This window comes from Actinacidiphila epipremni (assembly GCF_012034175.1).
GTDB lineage: Bacteria > Actinomycetota > Actinomycetes > Streptomycetales > Streptomycetaceae > Actinacidiphila > Actinacidiphila epipremni.
On record NZ_JAATEJ010000025.1, the window covers coordinates 1 to 23681 of the forward strand.

The 23681-nt window shown below is 73.3% G+C and carries 23 protein-coding genes; 20 read left to right on the forward strand and 3 right to left on the reverse strand.

Going from position 1 to position 23681, the window contains the following annotated elements:
- From HCN08_RS26090 to HCN08_RS26100, 3 genes are all read left to right on the forward strand, one after another.
- Positions 1-317, forward strand: a 317-nt coding sequence (locus HCN08_RS26090; RefSeq protein ID WP_167985704.1) for an ATP-binding protein, incomplete at its 5' end; no start/stop codon positions are given.
- 158 nt (positions 318-475) lie between these two features.
- Positions 476-1555, forward strand: a complete 1080-nt coding sequence (locus HCN08_RS26095) for an MDR family NADP-dependent oxidoreductase (RefSeq protein ID WP_167985705.1) — start codon at positions 476-478, stop codon at positions 1553-1555.
- 50 nt (positions 1556-1605) lie between these two features.
- Positions 1606-1983 (forward strand): MerR family transcriptional regulator, encoded by a 378-nt coding sequence (locus tag HCN08_RS26100; protein ID WP_167985706.1) that lies wholly within the window; start codon positions 1606-1608, stop codon positions 1981-1983.
- A 44-nt stretch (positions 1984-2027) separates the two neighbouring features.
- On the opposite strand, the gene HCN08_RS26105 is transcribed toward HCN08_RS26100, so the two are convergent.
- Positions 2028-3425, reverse strand: a complete 1398-nt coding sequence (locus HCN08_RS26105; protein ID WP_167985707.1) for an ABC transporter ATP-binding protein — start codon at positions 3423-3425, stop codon at positions 2028-2030.
- Between the two features lie 231 nt (positions 3426-3656).
- On the opposite strand from HCN08_RS26105, the gene HCN08_RS26110 reads away from it, so the two are divergent.
- Positions 3657-4385 (forward strand): DedA family protein, encoded by a 729-nt coding sequence (locus HCN08_RS26110; protein WP_167985708.1) that lies wholly within the window; start codon positions 3657-3659, stop codon positions 4383-4385.
- On the forward strand, positions 4297-5892 hold the full coding sequence (locus HCN08_RS26115) for a threonine/serine exporter family protein (RefSeq protein ID WP_407648890.1): 1596 nt from the start codon (positions 4297-4299) through the stop codon (positions 5890-5892). The genes HCN08_RS26110 and HCN08_RS26115 overlap by 89 nt, the downstream gene beginning before the upstream one ends.
- Before the next feature lie 372 nt (positions 5893-6264).
- On the opposite strand, the gene dacB is transcribed toward HCN08_RS26115, so the two are convergent.
- Entirely contained in the window at positions 6265-7314 is a 1050-nt protein-coding gene (dacB, locus tag HCN08_RS26120; RefSeq protein ID WP_407648883.1) for a D-alanyl-D-alanine carboxypeptidase/D-alanyl-D-alanine endopeptidase, read from the reverse strand.
- A gap of 777 nt (positions 7315-8091) precedes the next feature.
- Between dacB and HCN08_RS26125 the strand changes: the two genes are divergently transcribed.
- From HCN08_RS26125 to folE, 6 genes are all read left to right on the forward strand, one after another.
- Positions 8092-8586 carry an inorganic diphosphatase gene (locus HCN08_RS26125; protein WP_033173553.1) on the forward strand — a complete coding sequence of 165 codons (495 nt, stop codon included), beginning with the start codon at positions 8092-8094 and terminating at the stop codon, positions 8584-8586.
- A gap of 113 nt (positions 8587-8699) precedes the next feature.
- Positions 8700-9911 (forward strand): zinc-dependent metalloprotease, encoded by a 1212-nt coding sequence (locus tag HCN08_RS26130; RefSeq protein WP_167985710.1) that lies wholly within the window; start codon positions 8700-8702, stop codon positions 9909-9911.
- 346 nt (positions 9912-10257) lie between these two features.
- Positions 10258-11253 (forward strand): tRNA lysidine(34) synthetase TilS, encoded by a 996-nt coding sequence (gene tilS, locus HCN08_RS26135; protein ID WP_167985711.1) that lies wholly within the window; start codon positions 10258-10260, stop codon positions 11251-11253.
- Positions 11254-11327: 74 nt separating this feature from the next.
- Entirely contained in the window at positions 11328-11867 is a 540-nt protein-coding gene (gene hpt, locus HCN08_RS26140; protein WP_167985814.1) for a hypoxanthine phosphoribosyltransferase, read from the forward strand.
- A gap of 244 nt (positions 11868-12111) precedes the next feature.
- On the forward strand, positions 12112-14163 hold the full coding sequence (gene ftsH / locus HCN08_RS26145; protein WP_167985712.1) for an ATP-dependent zinc metalloprotease FtsH: 2052 nt from the start codon (positions 12112-12114) through the stop codon (positions 14161-14163).
- 172 nt (positions 14164-14335) lie between these two features.
- Positions 14336-14944 carry a GTP cyclohydrolase I FolE gene (gene folE / locus HCN08_RS26150; RefSeq protein WP_167985713.1) on the forward strand — a complete coding sequence of 203 codons (609 nt, stop codon included), beginning with the start codon at positions 14336-14338 and terminating at the stop codon, positions 14942-14944.
- Here the strand turns inward: folE and HCN08_RS26155 are convergent.
- Entirely contained in the window at positions 14928-16061 is a 1134-nt protein-coding gene (locus HCN08_RS26155; RefSeq protein WP_167985714.1) for an alpha/beta hydrolase, read from the reverse strand. The two genes, folE and HCN08_RS26155, sit on opposite strands and share 17 nt — an antisense overlap.
- A gap of 211 nt (positions 16062-16272) precedes the next feature.
- On the opposite strand from HCN08_RS26155, the gene HCN08_RS26160 reads away from it, so the two are divergent.
- The 9 genes from HCN08_RS26160 (at position 16273) to HCN08_RS26200 (ending at position 23670) form a co-directional block, all read left to right on the forward strand.
- On the forward strand, positions 16273-18153 hold the full coding sequence (locus tag HCN08_RS26160; RefSeq protein ID WP_167985715.1) for a phosphatidylglycerol lysyltransferase domain-containing protein: 1881 nt from the start codon (positions 16273-16275) through the stop codon (positions 18151-18153).
- Positions 18154-18183: 30 nt separating this feature from the next.
- Positions 18184-19110 carry a dihydropteroate synthase gene (folP, locus tag HCN08_RS26165; RefSeq protein ID WP_167985716.1) on the forward strand — a complete coding sequence of 309 codons (927 nt, stop codon included), beginning with the start codon at positions 18184-18186 and terminating at the stop codon, positions 19108-19110.
- Positions 19107-19568: a nuclear transport factor 2 family protein gene (locus tag HCN08_RS26170; RefSeq protein ID WP_167985717.1), complete on the forward strand. Its 462-nt coding sequence runs from the start codon at positions 19107-19109 to the stop codon at positions 19566-19568. The genes folP and HCN08_RS26170 overlap by 4 nt, the downstream gene beginning before the upstream one ends.
- Before the next feature lie 7 nt (positions 19569-19575).
- Positions 19576-19986 carry a dihydroneopterin aldolase gene (gene folB, locus HCN08_RS26175; protein ID WP_167985718.1) on the forward strand — a complete coding sequence of 137 codons (411 nt, stop codon included), beginning with the start codon at positions 19576-19578 and terminating at the stop codon, positions 19984-19986.
- Entirely contained in the window at positions 19983-20594 is a 612-nt protein-coding gene (gene folK / locus HCN08_RS26180; protein WP_167985719.1) for a 2-amino-4-hydroxy-6-hydroxymethyldihydropteridine diphosphokinase, read from the forward strand. Before folB ends, folK begins: the two co-directional genes overlap by 4 nt.
- 98 nt (positions 20595-20692) lie before the next feature.
- On the forward strand, positions 20693-21190 hold the full coding sequence (locus HCN08_RS26185; RefSeq protein ID WP_167985720.1) for a DUF3180 domain-containing protein: 498 nt from the start codon (positions 20693-20695) through the stop codon (positions 21188-21190).
- A 248-nt stretch (positions 21191-21438) separates the two neighbouring features.
- Positions 21439-21987 carry a cupin domain-containing protein gene (locus tag HCN08_RS26190; protein WP_167985721.1) on the forward strand — a complete coding sequence of 183 codons (549 nt, stop codon included), beginning with the start codon at positions 21439-21441 and terminating at the stop codon, positions 21985-21987.
- Positions 21987-22412: a rhodanese-like domain-containing protein gene (locus HCN08_RS26195; protein WP_167985722.1), complete on the forward strand. Its 426-nt coding sequence runs from the start codon at positions 21987-21989 to the stop codon at positions 22410-22412. Before HCN08_RS26190 ends, HCN08_RS26195 begins: the two co-directional genes overlap by 1 nt.
- 247 nt (positions 22413-22659) lie before the next feature.
- Positions 22660-23670 carry a hypothetical protein gene (locus tag HCN08_RS26200; protein WP_167985723.1) on the forward strand — a complete coding sequence of 337 codons (1011 nt, stop codon included), beginning with the start codon at positions 22660-22662 and terminating at the stop codon, positions 23668-23670.
- Positions 23671-23681: the final 11 nt, after the last annotated feature.

Sequence of the window (23681 nt, forward strand, 5' to 3'; positions counted from 1 at the left end):
GTGAGTTGACGACCAACGCATTACTGCATGGCGTGCCGCCCGGGCGCGGGTTCCTGCTCCAGTTGCGCCGGGACGGCGGCGGGGTGCTGCGGGTGGAGGTGCACGACAGCGGCGGGGGGTGGCCGCGGGTGCCGGCGGGCGTCGCGGACGCCGTTGCCGCCACGGTGATCGGGCGGAGGGCCCAGGGCGTGCATGAGCCGCCGGAGGCGCGGGAGTCCGGGCGGGGGCTCTTCCTCGTGGACGCGCTCTCGGACAAGTGGGACGTGGGGGAGCGGTCGCCGGGCAAGATCGTGTGGTGCGAGTTCGCCCCGCGGTGAGCAAGGCTGCGAGCCCCGCGGTGAGCTTCGCCCCGAGCCGGCCCGGCAGGGCGTCCCGCGGCTTGACCTTGACGTGCGGGTCAGGGCTTAGCGTCTGCGGGCCCGGCGCGGATCCATGCGCTCGGGTCATGTCTGCGCATCCTCGGGAGAGTCCGACCATGAACGCCCCCTCCAGCCGCCCCACCACCAGCCTCACCAGCCGCGAGGTGCGGCTCGCCGCCGTGCCCCGAGGGCTGCCGCAGCCCGCGGACTTCACCGTCGAGGAGGTCGAGGTGCCGCGGCCCGCCGGCCAGGTCCTGGTCCGTAACCAGGCGTTCCTGGTGTTCGGCGGGCTGCGCACCCTCCTCGGCGGCGCCGCGAAGGACACGCCCGTGCCCGGACTCGCCCCCGGCGACGTCCTGTTCGGGCCCACGGTGGGGGAGGTGGTGAGCGCGGGCGAGGGGAGCGAGTTCGCGGCCGGCGACGTCGTGTCGCACCTGCTCGGCTGGCGGGAGTACGCGCTCGTGCCCGAGGCCGGGTGCGCGGCCGTCGATCCGGCGCTGCCCGACCCCGTCGCCCAACTGGCGTCCGGCTCGGCCGCGTACGGGGCGCTGACCCGGGTGACCGGCGTACGCGAGGGGGACGTCGTGCTCGTCACCGGGGCCGCGGGCGGCGTCGGGTCGCTCGCCGGGCAGATCGCGCGGTTGCTGGGCGCCGCGCGGGTCATCGGGACGACCGGGTCACCGGGGAAGGCCGGGCGGCTCGTCGACGAGCTCGGCTACGACGCCGCGTTGACCGCCGGGTCCTGGCGGGACGCCCAAGGCGCCCAGGCGCAAAGGGACTTCGCCGCGCAGCTCGCGCAGGCCGCGCCGGACGGCATCGACGTGCTCCTCGACAACGTCGGCGGGCCGCAACTGGCCGCCGCGGTCAAGGCCGCCCGGCAAGGGGCGCGCTTCGCGCTCATCGGCGCGCTGTCGGGGCAGTTGGCGGCCGAGGGGACGGGCGGCAGCGCGCCGGTCGAGATCGACGTCTTCCGGCTCATCCTCAAGGGCGTCACCCTGCGCGGCTACCTCGGCGCCGAGCACCCCGGGGTGGAGGAGGAGTGGGCCAAGCAGTTCGGGGCGTGGCTGCGCGCCGGCGAGATCCGCTACCCCCTGACGCGGTTCACAGGTATCGATCGGGCGCCTCACGCGTTGAAGGAACTGACCGAAGGACGGCAATTCGGCACGGTCGTCGTGGAGCTGCCACCGCGTGGCTGACGGCCGGCGCCGGTGAGCGCGCGCCGCTGAGCGCGGGAGGGGCAGTCGGCATGCGGATCGGCGACGCGGCGGCGGTGGTGGGGACGACGCCCAGGGCGCTGCGCTTCTACGAGCAGCGCGGGCTGCTGCCGCCGCCGCGGCGGACCGGGGCGGGGCAGCGCGACTACGGGCCCGAGGACGTCGCCCGGCTGCGCGTCATCCGCGAACTGCTGGCCCTCGGGCTCACCGTGGAGGACCTGCGCGGCATCGCCGACCGGCTGCCCCTGCTGCGCCCCGGCGGCACCGACCCGGCCGTCTGCGGCACCGCCCCGGGCGGGGTCGGCGTCGCGGTCGTCCGGCGCCGTATCGCCGCGCTCGACGCGGACATCGCCCGCCTGACCCGCCTCCGCGACGCCCTCCACTCCGGCCTCACCCCGCGCCGGAGCTGAAACCCACCGCCGTGCCGGGCCTCGCGCCGGCGCCGGGCCGGCGGCTACTCCAGGCGGGGCTGGTGCGTCGGGGCCGGGCAGATGCGGCGGCCCTCGTTGTCGAAGACGTACAGATGCGCCAGGTCCACCAGCAGCGGCACCCGGTCGCCGCGGCGGACGCGGATGTCGGGGCCGGTGCGGACGACCAGGTCGCCGGTCTGGGTCTCCGGGGAGCCCGGGCGGTCCATGACCGACACCGGGGCGGGCGTCGGCCGGCCGCCCTGCGTGCCCTCGGCCGGAGCCGAGCCGGGGGCGCCGTCGCGGTCCATGACGCTCGCCTGGAGGCGACGCGCGGCCTTCTGGGCGAGTTTGCCGAGCCCGACGCCGGAGGAGGCGCCGCGGCGCGAGCCGTTCTTCGACGACGCCGCCGGACGCGGCGCCTCCAGCTCCGGCACGATCGCCGGACGCGACCCCGTATTGAGATGCACCAGCGACTCGTGCCCCTGGTACTCCACGTGCTCCACGATCCCCGACAGCACCACCTCGCCCGCGTGCGCCTGGCTCGGCTGCGCAATACGCACAGCCTCCGAGCGCAGCCCGACGATGATGTCGCGGCCCTGCTGGATGCGCAGCATCTGGTGGTCGTAGCTCAGCGGCTCCGGCAGCCCGAGCCGCTGCCGGCCGAACTCGATCCACATGCCGCCGGTCAGCGGTGCGATCACCGTGGCCTGGAGCAGGTTGATCCGCGGGGTGCCGACGAACGCGGCGACGAACACGTTCTCCGGCAGGTGGTAGGCCAGCCGCGGGGTGCTGACCTGCTGGAGCACACCGCTGCGCATGATCGCGACCCGGTCGCCCAGCGACATCGCCTCGGCCTGGTCGTGCGTGACGTACACGGTCGTGACGCCCATGCCGTGCGTGAGGCGGGCGATCTCCGCGCGCAGGTGCGCGCGCAGCTTCGCGTCCAGGTTGGACAGCGGCTCGTCCATCAGGAAGACCGACGGGTGCCGGGAAATGGCCCGGCCCATGGCCACGCGCTGGCGCTCGCCGCCGGACAGCTGGCCCGGATAGCGGTCCAGGATCTCCTCGATGCCGAGGATGCGGGCGGTCTCGTCGACGCGCGGCCCGTGCTCCTCGCCGGGCATCTCGAAGCGCAGCGGGAAGCCGATGTTCTCCCGGCTGGTCATGCTCGGGTAGAGGGCGAAGTTCTGGAAGACCATCGCCATGCGCCGGTCGCCGGGGGCGAGGTCGTTCGAGTATTCGCCGTCCAGCAGCAGCTCACCTGTCGTGATGTCCTCGAGCCCGGCGATCATCCGCAGGACGGTCGACTTGCCGCAGCCCGACGGGCCGAGCAGCACGAGGAACTCCCCTGGTGCGATGTCCAGCGAGAACCTGTCCACTGCCGGCGACGGCTGCTTCGGGTAGTACTTGGAAACTTCGTGCAGAGTGATGGCGCGAGTCATAACGGGAGCCGCCAGGTGGTTCGGACGCGGTGACGGGACACGTGGGGGGAGCCTTGCGTAGGGGCCTGTGTGAGGCCCGTGTGGCGCGTGTGTCGGCGCCTAGCGTGGGGCTGCGTGCGGAGAAGACGTGCCGGACTTGCGGTAGTGCGTGGGTGACGCTGCGGAGAAGGTAGTCCACCGCACATGGGTTGCGGAACGTTTGTATCAACACTCCATTGATACTTTTGGATCGTGATGACCATCGCGCTCGGCCCGAGCTGGCTCTCTCCCGACCATCTGATCAACACATACGGCCTGTGGGGCGTCCTGCTGATCGTGTTCGCCGAGTCCGGACTGCTGATCGGATTCTTCCTGCCCGGCGACTCGCTGCTGTTCACCACCGGGCTCCTTGTGGCGGGTGGGACGCTGCACAGGCCGTTGGCGCTGGTCGCGGTGCTGATCGCGCTCGCCGCGGTGGTGGGACAGCAGGTCGGCTACCTCTTCGGCCGCAAGGTCGGCCCGTCCCTCTTCCGGCGGCCGGAGTCCCGGCTGTTCAAGATGGAGAACATCGAGAAGGCACATGCCTTTTTCGAGCAGCACGGTTCCAAGGCGATCGTGATGGCGTGCTTCGTACCTGTCGTGCGCACGTTCACCCCGATCGTCGCAGGCGTCAGCCGAATGAACTACCGCACCTTTGCCACCTTCAATGTGCTCGGCGGGACGTTGTGGGGTGCCGGCGTCACCCTGCTGGGCTACTGGCTCGGGCAGATCGATTTCGTCAAGGACAACATCGAGGCGATCTTGGTCCTGGTGGTGCTGATCTCCGTCGTGCCGCTCGGCATCGAGTACCTGCGGTCGCGGCGCAAGGGCGAGCGGGCGGGCGAGCCGGTGCCTGCGGGCGCGGCAGCCGGCGAGGGCGCGCAGAGCGTCGAGCAGGGCGCCGCCGGGCGCGGTGGGCGGCACCGGGCGCAGAAGGGCTGAGGAAGGCCGTGGAGGGCCCGCGCGGGGGTGCGTACGGCGGGGGGCCGCGGTGAGCGCTCCGCGGCCCGCAGAGGACCCCTCGGAGGGCGCCGAGCCGCACCGGGCGCTGCCGCCGGGCGATGCGCGCTGGCAGGACCGGATGCGGACCTTCGTACGGCTGTCGGTCACCGAGCGCCCCGGGCCCGAGGCGCTGCTGGAGCGCGAGGGCGGGCACGCGGTCTCCGTACCGCGCGTGCTCGACCTGAGCCTGCGCATCGGGGAGCTGCTGCTCGCCGGCGGCGAGGGCGCGGAGGACGTCGAGGCGGCGATGCTCGGGGTCGGGTACGCGTACGGGCTCGCGCGCGTCGAGCCCAACGTGACGTTCACGCTGCTGGGGATCTCGCACCAGCCCTCCCTCACCGACCCGCCGCTCACCTCGACCCGTACGGTGCGCAGGCGCGGCAGCGACTACACGCGGCTCGCGGCGGTGTACCGCCTCGTCGACGACATCACCGCCGGTGAGGTGACGCTGGAGGACGCGTACCGGCGGCTCGCCGACATCCGGCGCAACCGGCACCCGTACGGCAGCTGGACGCTCACCGGCGCGGCCGGGCTGCTCGCCGGGGCGGCGAGCCTGCTGGTGGGCGGCAACCTGATCATCTTCCTGGCGGCGGGGCTCGCCGCGATGCTCGGCGACCGGCTCGCCTGGCTGCTGGCCGGGCGCGGGCTGCCCGAGTTCTACCAGTTCGCGGCGGCGGCGATGCCCGCGGCGGCGATGGGCGTGCTCGTCGACAAGGCGCACTGGATTCCCGGGACGGCGGGCGTGCAGTCCTCCGCGGTCATCACCGGCGGGCTCTTCGCGCTGCTGCCCGGGCGGGCGCTCGTCGCGGCGGTCCAGGACGGGCTGACCGGCTTCTACATCACCGCGTCGGCGCGGCTGCTGGAGGTGATGTACCTGGTCGTCGGCATCGTGGTGGGCGTGACGCTGGTGCTGTACGTGGGCGTGTCGGTGGGGGCGGAGCTCGATCCGGACCAGGCGCTCAGGGCGTACGACCACCCGTGGGTGCAGTTGGTTGCGGCGATGGTGCTGACGTTGGCCTTCGCGGTGCTGTTGCAGTGCGAGCGGGCGGTGCTCGTGCTCGCCACGCTCAACGGGGGTGTGGCGTGGACCGTCTTCGGCGTGCTCCACCAGCAGGCGGGCGGCAACCAGGTCGCCGCGACGGCGGCTGCGGCGGGGCTGGTCGGGCTCTTCGGCCAGCTCATGGCGCGCTACCGGTACGTGTCCGTCCTGCCGTACGTGACGGCGGCGATCGGGCCGCTGCTGCCCGGGTCGGCGACGTATTTCGGGCTGCTCGCGATTACGCAGAACCATACGTCGCAGGGCTTCACGCAATTGACGCGGGCCGCGGCGTTGGCGCTCGCGCTGGCGATCGGCGTGAACCTCGGCAACGAAATCGCCCGCCTCGCCTTGCCCACCCCTGGCCCTGCGACCCCCCGCCGCGCCGCGAAGCGCACCCGCGGCTTCTGAGCCCACCTGACCTTGCCTCTTCGCCCCGGGGTGCCCCCGCGCGCCTCTTACGCCTGGGGGGATGCCCCTTGCGGTCGTCCCGCGCCCATCCGCCGGTTGACGGCTGGTCGCGCAGTTCCCCGCGCCTCTTACGCCTCGGGGATGCCCCTTGCGGTCGTCTCGCGACCTTCGGCCGGTGGTGGGTTGCTCGCGCAGTTCCCCGCGCCCCTGAAAAGCATCCGGCGACGCAGTCATGGCCCCCTGCCGCCCGCCCAGCGCCGCAGGCGCGGGCTCCACGCGCGAGGGTACGCAAACCAGGGGCGCGGGGAACTGCGCGACCAGCCATTCACCGGGCGAAGGTCGCGGGACGGCGGGGAGGGGCAGGTCGGGGTGTTAGGGGGCGGATAGGGCGGAGGCGAGGGTGTCTAGGGCGGATTCGGCGGAGGGGGTGGAGGGGGCGTGCTGGGTCATGAAAGAGAAGGCGAGGGTGCGGCCGGAGGGGGTGGTGGTGAGGCCGGCGATCGTGTTCGTGCCGGTCAGCGTGCCGGTCTTCGCGCGGACGACGCCGGCGCCGGGGGCGTCGGAGGGGAAGCGGGCGGCCAGTGTGCCGGTGAAGGCGGCGATGGGGAGGCCGTCCACCACCGGGCGGAGCTCGGGGTGCGCGGGGGACGCCGCCAGCGCGAGGATGCGGGTCAACGTCGCCGGCGACAGCGCGTCCTCGCGGTTGAGGCCGGAGCCGTCCGTGAAGACGGAGTGCGTCAGGGGGACGCCGTACTGCCGCAGCGCCGCCGGGATCGCCTTCGCCGCCCCGGCGAAACTCGCCGGCTGCCCGGACGCCCGGGCCACCTCCCGCGCCAGCGCCTCGGCGAGATCGTTGTCGGAGTCCGTGAGCATCTTCTCGACCAGCTCCCCGAGCGGAGCGGAGTGGTGCGCGGCCAGCCGCGTCCCCCCGGCCCCGCTGGTCTCCTCGTAACCGCCGGTCACCGTGATCCCGCGGGCCCGCAATTTGCCGGCGAAAGCCTGCGCAGCAGCCCGCGCCGGGTCGGCGGCCCGCGGCGCCGGCCCGTTCGTGCTGGCGTCGAGCCGCGCCTCGTCCACCATGAGCGCGGTGACCCGTGCGACGTTGTCGTTGACGCCGATCGGGTGAAGATCGGGCCCGGAGTAGTACGAGGTGTCATACCCGAGGTGGACGGATGTCTCGCCGCGGGCCCGCAGCGCGGCGGCCGTGTCGGCGGCGAGGCCGTCGAGGGTGAGTGTCGGGTCGCCGCCGCCGACCAGCACGATGCGGTCGCCGCCGGTCGCGACGACCGTGGTGGTGAGGGTGTGCGCGTCGCCGAGCAGGCCGAGCGCGGCCACGGAGGTGGCCAGTTTCGTCGTCGAGGCGGGCGCGGACGCCCGGCCGGAGTCGTGGTCGTAGAGCACCTGGCCACTGGCCACGTCCACGACCGCCCCGGTCCGTACGCTCCCCAGGCCCGCGGAACTCATCGGCCCGGCCAATTGCTTCGCCAGCGCCGCGGCCAACCCGGCCGGCGCGGCCCCCGTCCCGGCGGCCACAAACACCGGCCCGGCCAACGGCGCCGGCGCCGCCTCCCCGCCCTCCCCCGCACACCCTGCGCCGCCCGCGCCGGGCGTACCCGCACCCGGCGCGCCCGCAGCGCCCGCGTCCGGCGTCCTCGCGCCCCGCGCGCTCGCGCCGCCCGGCGTCCCGGTGCCGTCCCCGGCCGCCGGGCCGGCTGCGCCCGCGCCGGGCGTACCCGCGCCGCTCGCGTCCGGCGTACCCGCGCCGCCCGCGCCGGGCGTACCCGCGCCGCTCGCGTCCGGCGCACCCGCGCCGCCCGCGCCGGGCGTACCCGCGCCGCTCGCGTCCGGCGCACCCGCGCCGCCCGCGCCAGGCGTACCCGCGGCACCCGCGTCCGGCGCATCCGCGCCGGCCGCGCCCGCCGAAGCGCAGGGCGCGGGCCTGCCCGCGGGCTTCGCGGGAGACGCGGCAGCGTCGCGCGATGTTGCGAAGGTGCGTTCGGCCGTACGCTGGCCGCCGTCCCACGGCCCCGCGGCCACCGCCGCGCCCGTGGCGGCGACCGCGCCTATTACCGCGGAAATCGCCACGACCTGCACCGTTCTGATGCGCGGCACCCCCGACCAGCCCCTTTCGCGACCACCCACTTGCGTGGGAGACACTTAACCACCCGCACTATGCGCTGATCATGGAGGAGTACGGCCTTGGAGTTCGACGTCACGATCGAGATCCCGAAGGGTTCGCGGAACAAGTACGAGGTGGACCACGAGACCGGTCGTATCCGCCTGGACCGCAGGCTCTTCACCTCGACCAGCTACCCCGCCGACTACGGCTTCATCGAGAACAGCCTCGGCCAGGACGGCGACCCGCTGGACGCGCTGGTCATCCTGGACGAGCCGACGTTCCCGGGCTGCCTGATCACCTGCCGGGCGATCGGCATGTTCCGGATGACGGACGAGGCCGGCGGTGACGACAAGGTGCTGTGCGTGCCCGCGTCGGACCCGCGCGTGGAGCACCTGCGCGACATCCACCACGTCAGCGAGTTCGACCGGCTGGAGATCCAGCACTTCTTCGAGGTCTACAAGGACCTGGAGCCCGGCAAGTCCGTCGAGGGCGCCGACTGGGTCGGCCGCGCCGAGGCCGAGGCGGAGATCGAGGACTCCTTCCGCCGCCTCAAGGAGCACGGCCCGGGCCACTGAGCCGGGCTGCCGCCGTGGGGGCGGGGACGGGGAACGGCCCGTACCCGCCCCCGCGTCGTGCCCGGACCCGTGCGCACCCCCCAAAGCGCGGACCGGCAACGTACCGTGAAGACATGACGAGCATCGGTGGAAGCGAGATGGTCGACTGGAACCTCGCCGTGGCGACGGCCCAGAAGCTCACCAGGCCGGGCCCCGAGGTGAGCCGGGAGGAGGCGCGGGCGATCGTCGCCGAGCTGCGCGGGCACGCGCGGGACTCCGAGGAGCACGTCCGCGGCTTCACCCGGATGTACGGCGAGGACGCGCCGGCCCACGGCACCCCCGTGCTGATCGTGGACCGGGCCGGCTGGGTGCGGGCCAACGTGGCGGGCTTCCGCGAGGTGCTCAAGCCGCTGCTGGTCAAGATGCAGGCCCGCCGCCCCGGCGGCCCCGGCGGGGCGGTGCTCGGCACGGTGGGCGGCAAGGTCACCGGCGTCGAGGTGGGGATGCTGCTGAGCTTCCTGTCCTCGCGGGTGCTGGGGCAGTACGAGACCTTCGCGCCGCCGAGCCGCGACATGCCGGCCGGGCCCGTGAAGCCCGCGCCGGGGCAGGCGCGGGCCGGCCGGCTGCTGCTGGTCGCGCCGAACATCGTGCAGGTCGAGCGGGAGCTGGACGTCGACCCGCACGACTTCCGGCTGTGGGTGTGCCTGCACGAGGAGACCCACCGCACGCAGTTCTCCGCGGTGCCGTGGCTGCGCGACCACATCGAGGGCGAGATCCAGTCCTTCCTCGGCGAGACCGAGCTGGACGCCTCCACGGTCGTCGAGCGGGTCCGGCAGGCCGTGCAGTCCTTCACCGGCGCCGGCCCCAAGGACCCGGAGGCCGACAGGGACGGCGACAGGCACGGGGAGGCCGAGGCGGAGGCCGCCGCGGACGGCGGCGACGACGGCGGGCGCAGCCTGGTGGACCTGGTGCAGACCCCGACGCAGCGGGAGATCCTGGCCCGGCTGACCGGCGTGATGTCGCTGCTGGAGGGCCACGCGGACTACGTCATGGACGGCGTCGGCCCCGAGGTCGTGCCGAGCGTGGCGGAGATCCGGGAGAAGTTCAGCAGCCGCCGGGCCAAGGGCGCGGGCCGGCTCGACCAGGCGCTGCGCCGGCTGCTGGGCCTGGACGCGAAGCTGCGGCAGTACCGCGACGGCGAGCGGTTCGTACGGGCGGCGGTGGACGCGGTCGGCATGGACGGCTTCAACAAGGTGTGGACCTCGCCCAACACGCTCCCGACGAAGGCGGAGATCGCCAAGCCGGCCGAGTGGGTGGCGCGGGTGCACGGGCGCACGGGCGAGTAGCCGGGGGAAGGGGGGCGAGGGGGCCGAGGGCGAGGGCGCGCGACGGGCGCGGGGCGGGCGCGGGGCGGACTGGAACCCCCTTCGGGGGAGCCGGTGCCGCGCGGTTCACCCGTCCGAGGGACCGTATGCGCAGGGTAGGGCGTGCGATGCTCGGGTAATGCCCGGGCTTCTGTCACCATCTGAATACCCTGCGTCATCACCTCTCGTCGAACCCGCTCACAGCAGTAACAGCAGCACCAGCAACACCTCTGAGAGCAACAGCAGCACCCGCACCCCCAGCACTCACGGCGCCCGTCGTTCCTTCGGCAGCGGCGGCGCCGGCAACCTCCTCAGGAGGGAACCGGACATGGGACCCCACCCCACGGTCGCGGCGATACGCCTGGCGGTCCGCCGCGTCCTGAACGACGTCCTCGGCTCGTCCCCCGACCCGAACCCCCTGGTGCTCGCCGCGTGCAGCGGCGGCGCCGACTCCATGGCGCTGGCCGCCGCCCTGGCCTTCGAAGGCCCCCGGCTGGGCGTCAGGTCCGGCGCGGTCACCGTCGACCACGGGCTGCAGGACGGCTCCGCCATGCGCGCCCAGGAAGTCGCCGGGCGGCTGCGCGCCCTCGGGCTGGACCCGGTGGACGCGGTCGGCGTGACCGTCGGCCGGCAGGGCGGCCCCGAAGCCGCCGCCCGCGACGCCCGCTACGCCGCGCTCGACGCCGCCGCCGACCGGTTCGGCGCCTCCGCCGTCCTGCTCGGTCATACCCGCGACGACCAGGCAGAAACAGTGCTCCTCGGCCTCGCCCGCGGCTCCGGCATCCGCTCGCTGTCCGGCATGGCCGCGGTCTCCGGCCGCGGCGGGCGCTACCGGCGGCCCTTCCTGCTGCTGGACCGCGACACCGTGCGCCAGGGCTGCCTCGCCCAGGGCATCACGGTGTGGGAGGACCCGCACAACCACGACCCCGCCTACACCCGCTCCCGGGTCCGCCACGAGGCGCTGCCGGTGCTGGAGAAGTCGCTCGGCAAAGGCGTCGTCGAGGCGCTGGCCCGCACCGCCCAGCTCTCCCGGGACGACGCCGACGCCCTCGACCAGTGGGCCGCCGACGCGCAGGCCGACGCCGCCGGCGACGACGGCAGCCTGGACGTCCGCCGGCTCGCGACGCTGCCGGCCGCCGTACGCCGCAGGGTGCTGCGCCGCGCGGCCATCGCCGCCGGATCGCCGCCCGGCTTCCTCTTCGCCCGGCACATCGAGGAGGTGGACCGCCTGGTGACCGGCTGGCACGGGCAGAAGGCCCTCAACCTGCCGGGGGGCGTCGCCGTCCGGCGGGCCAATGGCAGACTGGTGTTCTCGCCGTCGTAGCCCGCAGGTGCGCCGACGTGCGCCGACGTGGACCCGAGAAGCTGAGGACGTACCAGGCAGTGAACGAGACGGACATGGGCACCGACCTGGAGAAAGTGCTCCTCTCCAAGGCGGACATCGACGCGAAGCTCGCCGAGTTGGCCGCGGAGATCGACCGGGACTACGCGGGCAAGGACCTGCTGATCGTGGGCGTCCTCAAGGGCGCGGTCATGGTCATGGCGGACCTGGCCCGCGCCCTGTCCAGCCGGGTCACCATGGACTGGATGGCGGTGTCCTCCTACGGGGCGGGCACCAAGTCCTCCGGTGTGGTGCGCATCCTCAAGGACCTCGACACCGACATCGCCGACCGCCATGTGCTGATCGTCGAGGACATCATCGACTCCGGCCTGACGCTCTCCTGGCTCATCAGCAACCTCGGCTCGCGCGGACCGGCCTCGCTGGAGGTCTGCACGCTGCTGCGCAAGCCCGAGGCGGCCAAGGTCGAGATCGACGTCAAGTACACCGGCTTCGACATTCCCAATGAATTCGTCGTCGGCTACGGCCTGGACTATGCCGAGAAGTACCGGAATCTGCCGTTCGTCGCGACCCTCGCACCGCACGTCTACGGGGGCTGAGCGGCGGCTGAGCGGGGGCTGGGCGGGGGCTGGGCGGCGGCTGCGCACGCGCGGGGAACTGGAGCCGATTGCCCGGCGTTGGAGCTGGAAAGCGGGTTGGTTAACAGTCGGCGCCGCCTTCGGGTGACAATGCTGGGGTACCGTCCGAAGGTCGGGTCATTACAACACCGGATGCACACGCCGCCCTGACAGGCGGCGGTGCCTCACTGTGGCAGGAGGGACGGGGCGGTTTCGCCCCGCATGGATGGACGTGAAGCGCTATTTCCGTGGGCCAGTCATGTGGATCGTGCTGGCTGTCCTCGCCGTGGTCGTGTTGATGCAGGTCGTCGGATCCGGCGGCGGCTACAAGACGGTGGACACCGGCGCGGTCTTGCACGCGATCGACACCAACAAGGCCAAATCCGCCGAGCTGACCACCGGAGACGACAACTCCATCAAGGTCCAGCTCAAGGACGGTCAGAAGATCGAGGGCAGCTCCAAGGTCCGCGCCAGCTACATCGGCGACCAGGGCGCCGCGATCGCCGAGGACCTGCAGCGGATCGTCGACGGCAAGGTCCCGGGAGTCCAGCTCCCGGACAAGTACACCGTCTCCCAGTCCAAGCAGAACGCCTTCGTGGGCATCCTGCTGTCGCTGCTGCCGTTCGTGCTGATCGTGGTGGTCTTCCTCTTCCTGATGAACCAGATGCAGGGCGGCGGCTCGCGCGTCATGCAGTTCGGGAAGTCCAAGGCCAAGCTGATCACCAAGGACACCCCCAAGACGACGTTCGCCGACGTCGCCGGATGCGACGAGGCGGTGGAGGAGCTCCAGGAGATCAAGGAGTTCCTGCAGGAGCCCGCCAAATTCCAGGCCGTCGGCGCCAAGATCCCCAAGGGCGTGCTGCTCTACGGCCGCCCCGGCACCGGCAAGACCCTGCTCGCCCGGGCCGTGGCCGGCGAGGCGGGCGTGCCGTTCTACTCGATCTCCGGTTCCGACTTCGTCGAGATGTTCGTCGGTGTCGGCGCCAGCCGGGTCCGCGACCTGTTCGAGCAGGCCAAGGCCAACGCGCCGGCGATCGTCTTCGTCGACGAGATCGACGCCGTCGGCCGGCACCGCGGCGCGGGCCTCGGCGGCGGTCACGACGAGCGTGAGCAGACCCTCAACCAGCTGCTGGTCGAGATGGACGGCTTCGACGTCAAGGGCGGCGTGATCCTCATCGCTGCGACCAACCGGCCCGACATCCTCGACCCGGCGCTGCTGCGCCCGGGCCGCTTCGACCGGCAGATCGCGGTCGACCCGCCGGACCTCCAGGGCCGGCTGGAGATCCTGACCGTGCACCAGAAGGGCAAGCCGATCGCCCCGGACGTCGACCTCATGGCCGTCGCCCGCCGCACCCCCGGCTTCACCGGCGCGGACCTGAGCAACGTACTGAACGAGGCGGCGCTGCTGACCGCCCGCAGCGACAAGAAGCTCATCGACAACGCGGTGCTGGACGAGGCGATCGACCGGGTGGTCGCCGGTCCGCAGAAGCGCACCCGCATCATGTCGGACAAGGAGAAGAAGATCACCGCGTACCACGAGGGCGGACACGCCCTGGTCGCGGCGGCCTCGCCGAACTCCGACCCGGTGCACAAGATCACGATCCTCTCGCGCGGCCGTGCCCTCGGCTACACGATGGTGCTGCCCGACGAGGACAAGTACTCGACCACGCGCAACGAGATGCTCGACCAGCTCGCCTACATGATGGGCGGCCGGGCGGCCGAGGAACTGGTCTTCCACGACCCGACCACCGGCGCGTCCAACGACATCGAGAAGGCCACCGCGACGGCCCGCGCGATGGTCACGCAGTACGGCATGACCGAGCGGCTGGGCGCGATCAAGTTCGGCTCCAGCGACTCCGAGCCCTTCCTCGGCCGTGAGATGGGTCACCAGCGCGACTACTCCGAGGAGGTCGCCGGGCTGGTGGACGAGGAGGTCAAGAAGCTCATCGAGGGCGCGCACAACGAGGCGTGGGAGATCCTGGTCGAGAACCGGGACGTGCTCGACAACCTCGTGCTCGCCCTGCTGGAGCGGGAGACGCTGAACAAGGAGGAGATCGCCGAGATCTTCGCCCCGGTCGTCAAGCGCCCCTCGCGCCCGGCCTGGACCGGCTCCTCCCGCCGTACGCCCTCCACCCGGCCCCCGGTGCTCTCGCCGAAGGAGCTGGCGCTCACCAACGGCAGCCAGGCCGCGAACGGCAACGGCCCGGCGGCGATCACCACCGCCAAGCCGCCGACCGAGCCGGTCACACCGCCGGAGGACGGGCGCAGCGACGGCTGAGTGCGACTGAGCGCCGCTGAGTGCCGGTGAGCGCGGCAGCGCTCAGCGGAGAAAACGGAGAAGTCGCAGGTCCGGGGACATCCCGGAATGAAGGCCGCGGCCCAGGGGTTCTACCCTGGGACCGCGGCCTTTGCCGCATGTACCCGGGAGCAGAGCAGGAACGAGGCACCTCATGACGGACCCCGTGACGCTCGACGGCGAAGGCACCGTCGGCGAGTTCGACGAGAAGCGGGCCGCCGCCGCCGTGCGCGAGCTGCTCTACGCGGTGGGCGAGGACCCCGACCGCGAGGGCCTGCGCGAGACGCCGGGGCGCGTCGCGCGGGCGTACCGGGAGATATTCGCCGGGCTCTGGCAGCAGCCGGAGGACGTGCTGACCACCACGTTCGACCTCGGGCACGACGAGATGGTGCTGGTCAAGGACATCGAGGTCATGTCGTCGTGCGAGCACCACCTGGTGCCGTTCGTGGGCGTGGCGCATGTGGGGTACATCCCCTCGGCGAGCGGCAAGATCACCGGGCTGTCGAAGCTCGCCCGGCTCGTGGACGTCTACGCCCGCCGGCCGCAGGTGCAGGAGCGGCTGACGACGCAGATCGCGGACTCCCTCATGCGGATCCTCGAACCGCGCGGGGTGATCGTCGTCGTGGAGTGCGAGCACATGTGCATGACGATGCGCGGGGTGCGCAAGCCCGGCGCGAAGACGATCACCTCTGCGGTGCGCGGCCAGCTGCGTGACCCGGCCACGCGCTCGGAGGCGATGAGCTTGATCATCGGTCGGGGCTGACGGGACCTCCCCCCAGGCGTGAGCTGAGCCAGGCGAGGGCGGAGGGGATTTCGCGGGACCAGGTGGTGAAGTTGTGGCCGCCGGTCGGCAGGATGATCGAGGAGACGTGGGTCGGCGCGCCCGCCGCGGCGATGAAGCGGACCGTCGCGCGGTAGTTGCGCTCGCCCCGGCGGCTGGAGGTCACCAGCAGGCTCACCGGCGGGTGCGGGAGGTGCTGGAGGCGCCAGGTCAGGTCGGCGGCGCAGCGGCGGGCCGGGTCGCCGCCGTAGAGGTCGCCGGTCGTGGCGTCCTGCGGGGCGCCGTAGTCCGCGGACAGGCCCACCGCCGCCGAGTAGGCGCCCGGGTCGCTCATGGCGAGCTTGAGGGCGCAGTAGCCGCCCGTGGAGTCGCCGATGACGCCCCAGTTCCGCGCGCCCGGCGCGATCCGGTAGCGGGCGCCGAGGGCCTTGGGCAGGTCCTTGGCGAAGAACGTCTCGACCTGCGGCCCGTGCGGCACGTCCGTGCACTCCGTGTCGCGCGGCGGCGCGACCGTGGGCCGCATCATGACCAGCACCATCGGGCGCTCGGTGCCCGCCCGTACCTGCCGGGCGGCGATCGCCGGGTACTTCAGCTTCTTGTACAGCGACTCCGCCGTCCCCGGGTAGCCGGTGAGCACCAGCACCGCCGGGAAGCGCGCGGACGGCTGCCGGAAGTATTCGGGCGGCAGGTACACGTACGCCGTACTGGTGATTCCCGACGCCCCGCCGGCGATCGCGATCTGCTGGATCTGCCCGCCGCGGCGCGGCGCCCGCCCGCCGGGCAGGTCGGTGCGGACGGTGCCGAGGACCCGCATCCCGCCGTCCTGCGGTGAGCCCATCGTGTGGTCTATGACCACGCCCGGTGCCCGCTCCCGGCCGAACAGGTCGGCCCAGGAGGCGTAGAAGCCGAAGGAGTCGTTCGCGGCCAGGCCCAGGGCCGCGAGCAGCGCCAGCTGCGTGCCCAGCAGCGCGCCCACCCTGCCCAGTACGGGCAGCGTCCCGCGGCGGGACAGCCGCGGCCACAGCCACACCGTGGCGATGAACAGCGCGATCGCCAGCAGCAGCGCGGCGAGCAGCACCTTCTTGCTCGTGAGACCCATCGTGGCGGTGTACTTTCTGCGTCGGCGTCCAGTGAAGTCCTCCGGGAGGGAACCCGGGCGGCCCGGTTCCCGTCCTAGAGGGCGCAAAAAATTCGTACTGGAGCAGATTGCGGGGTATGCCCGTGATTTCCCGGTGATGCTGTGGTTTGGTGGCCCATGTCTGTAGTGCTAGAGGGCGAAAGCCAGGTACGGGTTCCGCGGGTGGTGTGTGATGTCGGCTGACCGGCAGCAGCAGGCCGAACGGCGGCACCGGTGGCCGGTACGCTCCGCCGCGGTGCCCCGGATCATCGGCACCGCCGCCGCCGTGATCGGGCTGCTCGACGTGATCTCCGCGGTCTTCCCGGCCTTCCGCAACGGCCGGATGCACCACCTGGCCGCGGTCTTCCCCGGCACCGTCAGCAGCCTGGCCGCCGCCACCTCGGTCGTCACCGGAATGCTGCTGCTGATGCTCGCGCACGCCCTCAAACGCGGGAAGCAGCGGGCCTGGTGGGCCGCCGTCGCGCTGCTGCCGGTCGGCGCCGCCACCCAGCTGATCTACCGGCACTCGCTGTTCGGCGTGTGCGTGTCGCTGGCGCTGCTCGGGGTGCTGATCCACAACCGCGGGGAATTCACCGCGCTGTCCGACCCGCGCACCCGCTGGCGCGCGCTGGTCAACTTCGTCGCGCTGAGCGCCTTCGCCTTCGCGCTCGGCCTGGTCATCACCAGCGCCCACCCCGCCTCCGAGCGCGGCAACCCCGGCCTGCTGGACCGCTGCGAGCACGTCCTGCTCGGCCTGTTCGGCGTCGAGGGCCCGGTCGACTACACCAGCGACCGCGTCGGTGACCTGGTCGGCTACTCGCTCGGCGGCCTCGGCCTGCTCATCGCGATCTCCACCGCCTACCTGGCGCTGCGCCCCGCCCGCCCCGTCGCCGAGCTCAGCGAGGCCGACGAGGCCCGGCTGCGCGCCCTGCTCGCCCGGCACGGCGGACGCGACTCGCTCGGCCACTTCGCGCTGCGCCGCGACAAGTCCGTGGTCTTCTCCGGCAGCGGCAAGGCCGCCGTGTGCTACCGCGTCGTCTCCGGCGTGGCCCTGGCCGGCGGCGACCCCATCGGCGACGTCGAGGCGTGGCCCGGCGCGATCGAGCGCTTCATGGAGCTGGCCCGCGCCCACGCGTGGCTGCCGGCCGTCGTCGGGTGCAGCGAGACCGGCGGCGAGGTGTGGACCCGCGAGACCGGCCTGGACGCGCTGGAACTCGGCGACGAGGCCATCGTCGACGCCTCCGCCTTCACCCTCGAAGGCCGCGCCATGCGCAATGTCCGGCAAATGGTCAAGCGGATCGAACGGGCCGGCTATGTATGCCGGGTACGGCGGGTCAGCGAACTCGGCGAGGACGAGAAGCAGCAGGTCAGGCTGGCCGCCGACGCCTGGCGCGGCACCGACACCGAACGCGGATTCTCCATGGCGCTCGGCCGCTTCGGCGAGGACGTGGACGGCGACTGCGTCGTCGTCACCGCGCACAAGGAGCCCGAGCCGGGCGCCGCGCACCCCGAGCTGGGCGATCTGCGGGCCGTGCTGCACTTCGTGCCGTGGGGCCCGCACGGGATGTCGCTGGAGCTGATGCGGCGCGACCGCGCCGCCGACCCGGGCCTGAACGAGCTGCTGATCGTCGCCGCCCTCCAGCAGGCGCCGGCCCTCGGCGTCGAGCGGGTGTCGCTGAACTTCGCGATGTTCCGCTCCGCACTGGCCCGCGGCGAGCGGATCGGCGCCGGGCCGGTGCTGCGCGGCTGGCGCGGCCTGCTGGTGTTCCTGTCGCGCTGGTTCCAGATCGAGTCGCTGTACAAATTCAACGCGAAGTTCCAGCCGGAGTGGGTGCCGCGCTTCCTGGTCTTCCCCAACTCCCGCGACCTGCCCCGTATCGGCTTCGCGATCATGCAGGCGGAGGGCTTCGTCACGCTGTCGCTGCCGCTGCCCGGCGCCGTCCAGCGCTTCCTGCCCAGCCGCGCCCGCCGCCCGCACCGGCACCGCACCGGCTACGCCGCCCCGCCCGACCACGCCGCCGCCGGGGCCGGCCGGGAGCCGGGCGGCGCGAACAAGCGGAGTGCGGTCGCCTGAGCCGTGCCGGGAACACCCTAGGCTGGACGCATGAGTACCCAGCAGGGTCCGGCCGGACCCGTAGGACTGCCGCGGTGGGACCGCTGCGCGGTCATGGGCGTGGTCAACGTCACGCCGGACTCCTTCTCCGACGGCGGGCGGTGGTTCGACCCGGAGCTGGCCGTCAAGCACGGCCTGGACCTCGTCGCGCAGGGCGCCGACCTGGTCGACGTCGGCGGTGAGTCGACGCGGCCCGGCGCCGCCCGCGTCGACGAGGCCGAGGAGCTGCGCCGGGTGCTCCCCGTCGTGCGCGAACTGGCCGCCGCGGGCGTGCTGGTCAGCGTGGACACCATGCGGGCCAGCGTCGCCGGGCGGGCCGTCGAGGCCGGCGCCCGGCTCGTCAACGACGTCAGCGGCGGGCAGGCCGACCCGGCGATGATCCCGGTGGTCGCCGCCGCCCGGGTGCCGTTCGTCGTGATGCACTGGCGCGGCCAGAGCATCGACATGAACAACCGGGCCGTCTACGGCGACGTCCTCGCCGAGGTCGTCGGCGAGCTGCGCGACTCGCTGGAGCGGGCGGTGGCCGGCGGCGTCGACCCGGACCGTATCGTCCTCGACCCGGGCCTGGGCTTCGCCAAGGAGACCCCGCACGACCTGGCCCTGCTCGCCCACCTCGGCGACCTGCGGGCGCTCGGCCGGCCGCTGCTGGTGGCCGCCTCCCGCAAGCGCTTCCTCGGCCGGGTCCTGGCCGGGGAGGCCGGCGACCCGCCGCCGGCCCGCGAGCGGGACGCCGCGACCGCCGCGGTGACTGCGCTCGCCGCCCGCGAGGGCGCCTGGGCCGTCCGCGTCCACGAGGTCCACGCCAGCGCCGACGCCGTACGCGTCGCCCGCGCCATCCAGTCCGCCGCCGCCGACTCCGGTACGGGCCCGCAGGCCGGCCCCGGCGCCGGGCCGGGCGCGCTGGGGGCCGGCGCATGACGCCGAAGACGGCGGAGGCCCGCGCGGTGGAGCGGGCCAACCAGGCCTTCTACGACGCCGTCGAGAACTCCGACCTCGACGCGCTGGAGGCGGTGGTGCTGGACGGGCCGCTCGCCGAGTCCGTCGCCGTCGTCCACCCCGGCTGGCCGGTGCTGCGCGGGCGGCGCGAGGTCATGCGGTCCTTCGCGCTCATCATGGCCAACACCGACTACATCCAGTTCTTCCTCACCGACGTCGAGGTCGGCGTGGACGGCGACGCCGCCGTCGTCACCTGCACCGAGAACATCCTCACCGGCGGCCCCGAGGACGACGACCCCGGCTCGCTCGTGGGCGGCCTGGTGGTCGCCACCAACGTCTTCCGCCGCACCCCGGAGGGCTGGCGGCTGTGGGTCCACCACGGCTCCCCGGTGCTGGCCGAGCAGGACGACGAGACCGCCGCGGCGGAACACGAGGAGTGAGCGGGACATGACGCAGACCGGTGACACGCGCGAAGCCCGGGACGGCGGCCGGGACGCCCGGGACACGGTGGCGCTGCGCGGGCTGAAGGTGTTCGGCCGGCACGGGGTGTTCGCGCACGAGCGCGAGGACGGCCAGATCTTCGTCGTCGACCTGCGTCTGCGCCTGGACACCGCCCCCGCGGCAGCCGGTGACGACCTCTCCAGGACCGTGCATTACGGTGTGGTCGCCGAGGAGGTCGCGGCCGTCGTCTCCGGCGAGCCCGTCGACCTCATCGAAACCCTTGCGCAGCGCATCGCCGACACCTGCCTCGGGCACGAGGCCGTGCAGGAGGTCGAGGTGACCGTCCACAAACCCGACGCCCCGATCTCCGTGCCCTTCGACGACGTGACCGTGACCATCACCCGGAGGCGCCCGTGACCACCGAATGGCCGCAGCAGTCCGCAGACCCCACCGTGCAGCCCGTCCCCGCCTCGGTGGTCGCCGCGGTCGACGCCGCCGACCGCACCCTGCAGAACCCCAAGACCGCCGTCATCTCCCTCGGCGGCAACCTCGGCAACCGGCTGGAGAACCTCCAGGGGGCCGTCGACGCGCTGGAGGACACCCCGGGCGTGCGGGTCAAGGCCGTCTCGCCGGTCTACGAGACCGAGCCGTGGGGCGTGCCGGCCGGCAGCCAGCCCGGCTACTTCAACGCCGTCGTCCTGATCCGCACCACCCTGCCGCCGACCTCCCTGCTGGAGCGCGCCCACGCCATCGAGGAGGCCCACTCCCGGGTGCGCACCGAACGCTGGGGCCCGCGCACCATCGACGTCGACATCGTCGCCTACCAGGGCGCCCGCTCCGACGACCCCGCCCTGACCCTGCCGCACCCCCGGGCGCACGAGCGCGCGTTCGTACTCGTACCGTGGTACGACGTCGATCCCTCGGCCGAGGTACCGGGGCGCGGCACGGTCGCCGAGCTGCTGGCGGCCGTGGACCGGCACGGCGTGCGGCGCCGGGACGACCTGGAACTCCGGCTGCCGGAGTAATCGTTGCGTCCGTGGACGGACATGGCGGGAAAGATGCCCCGGGTTCCCCTCGCGAGCGGGCCGGCGGCGCAGGCGGAGTACGTGGAGGCGGGCGCTCGGTGAGGACACTGCGGGTCAGGATGCTGGCGGGGCTGTTCGTGATCGCGGCGATCATCACCTGGTCCGCCGCGCGGCTGTGGGACACCCTCGGCACACTCCCCGGCGTCCCCGTCGCCGCGCCCATTGTGCTGGCGCTCATCGCGGTCGCCCTGCTCGCCACCGGCCTGTCCCTGCGCGCCCGGCTGCGCGCCCAGCGCGAGCGCCGCCCCGGCGCGAAGGGCGTCGATCCGCTGGCCGCCGCCCGCGCGCTGGTCTTCGCGCAGGCCAGCGCGCTGGTCGCGGCGCTGGTCGCCGGAATGTACGGCGGCACGTGCCTCTACCTGATCATGTACAAGCTCGACATGGACCCGCGCCGCAACCAGGCCGTCTATTCCGGCCTCGCCTTCCTCGCGGGCGTCGCGGTGGTCGCCGCCGCCATATTCCTCGAACGCGTCTGCAAACTCCCCGACGACCACGACCAGAACCATCCGCACGGGCCGCAGCCGACCCGCCGCTAGACCCGCCGCTGGATCAGCCGTTGGATCAGCCGCTGGACCCGCCGTTGGATCAGCCCGGTTGACCGCGGGGGTAAGGGCATGGTTACCTCGCGATGTGAACGCCCACGCAACGCGCCTTTACCGGAGGGTCCACCTGGACCTGCTCCGGTACGCCGGTTGCGTGTGTACGGCCGCGCGCTGAGCGCGTCGTCGCCCAGCGCGCCCTGAGGGCCCGCCGTTCACCTTCGCACCCCAAGGGTGGTTATCCCGTGCTCACCCCACGCCGGCCGCAGACCGACACTGCCTCTGCTCCTGCCCCCGCTCCCACTGCTCCCACCGCCGCCGAGCTGCTGGACTTCGCGCGGCGCACCGCCGCGGACACCGACCTCGTACGCAATCTGCCGCTGGACCCCGAAGGGCGCACCTGGGTGCGGCTGGAGGGCCCCGGCGGGGCCGAGGCGTGGCTCATCGGGTGGCCGCCCGGCGCCGAGACCGGCTGGCACGACCACGGGGGCTCGTACGGGGTGTTCGTCACCGCCGCGGGTGAACTGACCGAGCAGTCACTGGCGGTGGCGCTGCCCTCCGAGGGCTGGCGGTCGCTGGAGCTGGCCGAGGGCCTCGACCGCAGCCGCGTGCTGCCCGAGGGCAAGGGGCGGGCGTTCGGCCGGCACCATGTGCACCAGGTCGAGAACCGCTCCCCGAGCACGCACGCGGTCTCCGTGCACGCCTACTACCCGCCGCTGCCGCTCATCCGCCGCTACAGCCGCAAGGGCAGCACCTTCCGCCTGGAGCTGGTCGAGCGCCCCGAGGAATGGTGATGGCGGCGCCTTCCCTCGACGGCCACCTCGCCGCGCTGCGGGCCACCTACCGCCGGCTCGGGCCGCAGGAGGCGGCGCAGGCCGCCCGCGACGGCGCGCTGCTGGTCGACATCCGCTACAGCGCCCTGCGCGACCGCGACGGCACGATCCCGGGCGCGGCGATAGTCGAGCGCAACGAGCTGGAATGGCGGCTGGATCCCGCCGGTTCGCACCGGCTGCCGCAGGCCGTCTCGTACGCGCTGCCGGTCGTGGTCATCTGCAACGAGGGGTACGCCTCCACGCTCGCCGTCGCCTCGCTGCGGACGCTGGGGCTCACGGCGGTGACGGACCTGGCCGGCGGGTTCCAGGCGTGGCGGGCGGCGGGGCTGCCGGTGACGGCGCCGGACGGGACGCCGAGCCGGCCGGCGGGGACGATAGCCGATTAAGTGTTCGGGGCGGTGAATACCTTTGCGGAAGGCGCTTTTTGATCTTGACGTGGGAGGTCAAGATCAAAAAGCGGGGGCGGGAAAGGCCGCGAGGGTGCCGCGGCGGGGGCATGACCGTATGGCAAAAGGGATAAAACGGGCGGCGGGGAATGCCCGTCGTATTCGCCCGGCATTCCGTGCCGGAATCGCGCGGAAAAAGTGCGACCCGCTGCCCCACGGACGCGTCCCGCACGCTAAATTTCTGGCCATGCCCCGTGGACGACACCGCCATTCCCAGCCGCTGCACCGGATGCTGCCGCCGCTGACCGTCACCGGAACCGCGGTGGTGCTCGCCGCCGCCTCGCTCTTCACCACGGATACGGGCGCGATACGGATCGTCACCGCCGCGACCGCCCTCACCGCGCTGGCCGGCGCCGTCCTCGCCCGCACCTGGGACCGGTCCGCCGGCCGCCGGGTCGCCGAGCTGGAGGCCGCGCAGGTACGCGAGGAGTGGCGCACGGAGGAGCGGGTCGCCGAGCTGGAGTCGGACCTGGAGGAGTCGCGGGAGATCCGCGGCCGGCTGGAGAAGAAGCTGCGCGGCAAGCGCTCGGAGCTGGCCCGGCTGCGCACCGAGCACGCCGACCTGCTGCGGCGGTACGCCACCGCCGAGGCCGAGCGGGCGCGGGCGCTGGGGCAGATCCGCCAGCTCAAGGTCGGCGACACCCCGCAGCAGCAGCTCGCCCTGACCACCGGGACCTCGCCGGTCGGGCCCGCCGCCTTCCTCAAGGCCGAGCAGGCGCTGCGCGAGCTGGCCCGCAACGCCGCGCGCCAGCAGGCGCAGGCCACCGTCGAGGCGGCCCGCCGCCGGGAGGCCGCGGCGCACGTCGAGGAGGAGCCGCAGGGCCGGCACACCGCCGAGTCGCACGCGCGCACCGCCCCTGCCGCGGGCGGGCCCGCGCCCCGCGAGCACCGGCTCGTCCCGGCGGCTGCGGCGGTGCTGCCGTATGCGCAGCCGTCCTCGTCGACGGGGGCGCAGCGGGCGGTCGGGGGGTTCGACTTCTTCGGTACGCAGAAGGCGCTGCCGCCGGCGGCGGAGGCTGCGCAGGTCGAAGGGGCCGAGGAGGTCGTCGAGGTCGAGGGGGCGGCCGGGGAGGCCGTCGTGGAGCCCGCGCTCGCGGCGGAGGAGCACACGCAGGCCGGGGACCCGGAGGTCATCGACCTGACGGCGCACGACGAGACGGAGCAGCTGGACATGTCGGGGCTGCGGGCCCAGGCGTAGGCGTCGCCCTT

What these genes read in the sequence shown, in the direction of transcription:
- HCN08_RS26195 (WP_167985722.1), top strand. Translation starts at nt 21,987, where the DNA reads ATGGCGGCGCCTTCCCTCGACGGCCACCTCGCCGCGCTGCGGGCCACC.
- HCN08_RS26160 (WP_167985715.1), top strand. Translation starts at nt 16,273, where the DNA reads ATGTCGGCTGACCGGCAGCAGCAGGCCGAACGGCGGCACCGGTGGCCG.
- hpt (WP_167985814.1), top strand. Translation starts at nt 11,328, where the DNA reads ATGGGCACCGACCTGGAGAAAGTGCTCCTCTCCAAGGCGGACATCGAC.
- HCN08_RS26105 (WP_167985707.1), bottom strand. Translation starts at nt 3,425, where the DNA reads ATGACTCGCGCCATCACTCTGCACGAAGTTTCCAAGTACTACCCGAAG.
- HCN08_RS26095 (WP_167985705.1), top strand. Translation starts at nt 476, where the DNA reads ATGAACGCCCCCTCCAGCCGCCCCACCACCAGCCTCACCAGCCGCGAG.
- folB (WP_167985718.1), top strand. Translation starts at nt 19,576, where the DNA reads ATGACGCAGACCGGTGACACGCGCGAAGCCCGGGACGGCGGCCGGGAC.
- tilS (WP_167985711.1), top strand. Translation starts at nt 10,258, where the DNA reads ATGGGACCCCACCCCACGGTCGCGGCGATACGCCTGGCGGTCCGCCGC.
- folE (WP_167985713.1), top strand. Translation starts at nt 14,336, where the DNA reads ATGACGGACCCCGTGACGCTCGACGGCGAAGGCACCGTCGGCGAGTTC.
- HCN08_RS26100 (WP_167985706.1), top strand. Translation starts at nt 1,606, where the DNA reads ATGCGGATCGGCGACGCGGCGGCGGTGGTGGGGACGACGCCCAGGGCG.
- ftsH (WP_167985712.1), top strand. Translation starts at nt 12,112, where the DNA reads ATGGACGTGAAGCGCTATTTCCGTGGGCCAGTCATGTGGATCGTGCTG.
- HCN08_RS26155 (WP_167985714.1), bottom strand. Translation starts at nt 16,061, where the DNA reads ATGGGTCTCACGAGCAAGAAGGTGCTGCTCGCCGCGCTGCTGCTGGCG.
- HCN08_RS26130 (WP_167985710.1), top strand. Translation starts at nt 8,700, where the DNA reads ATGACGAGCATCGGTGGAAGCGAGATGGTCGACTGGAACCTCGCCGTG.
- HCN08_RS26200 (WP_167985723.1), top strand. Translation starts at nt 22,660, where the DNA reads ATGCCCCGTGGACGACACCGCCATTCCCAGCCGCTGCACCGGATGCTG.
- HCN08_RS26170 (WP_167985717.1), top strand. Translation starts at nt 19,107, where the DNA reads ATGACGCCGAAGACGGCGGAGGCCCGCGCGGTGGAGCGGGCCAACCAG.
- folP (WP_167985716.1), top strand. Translation starts at nt 18,184, where the DNA reads ATGAGTACCCAGCAGGGTCCGGCCGGACCCGTAGGACTGCCGCGGTGG.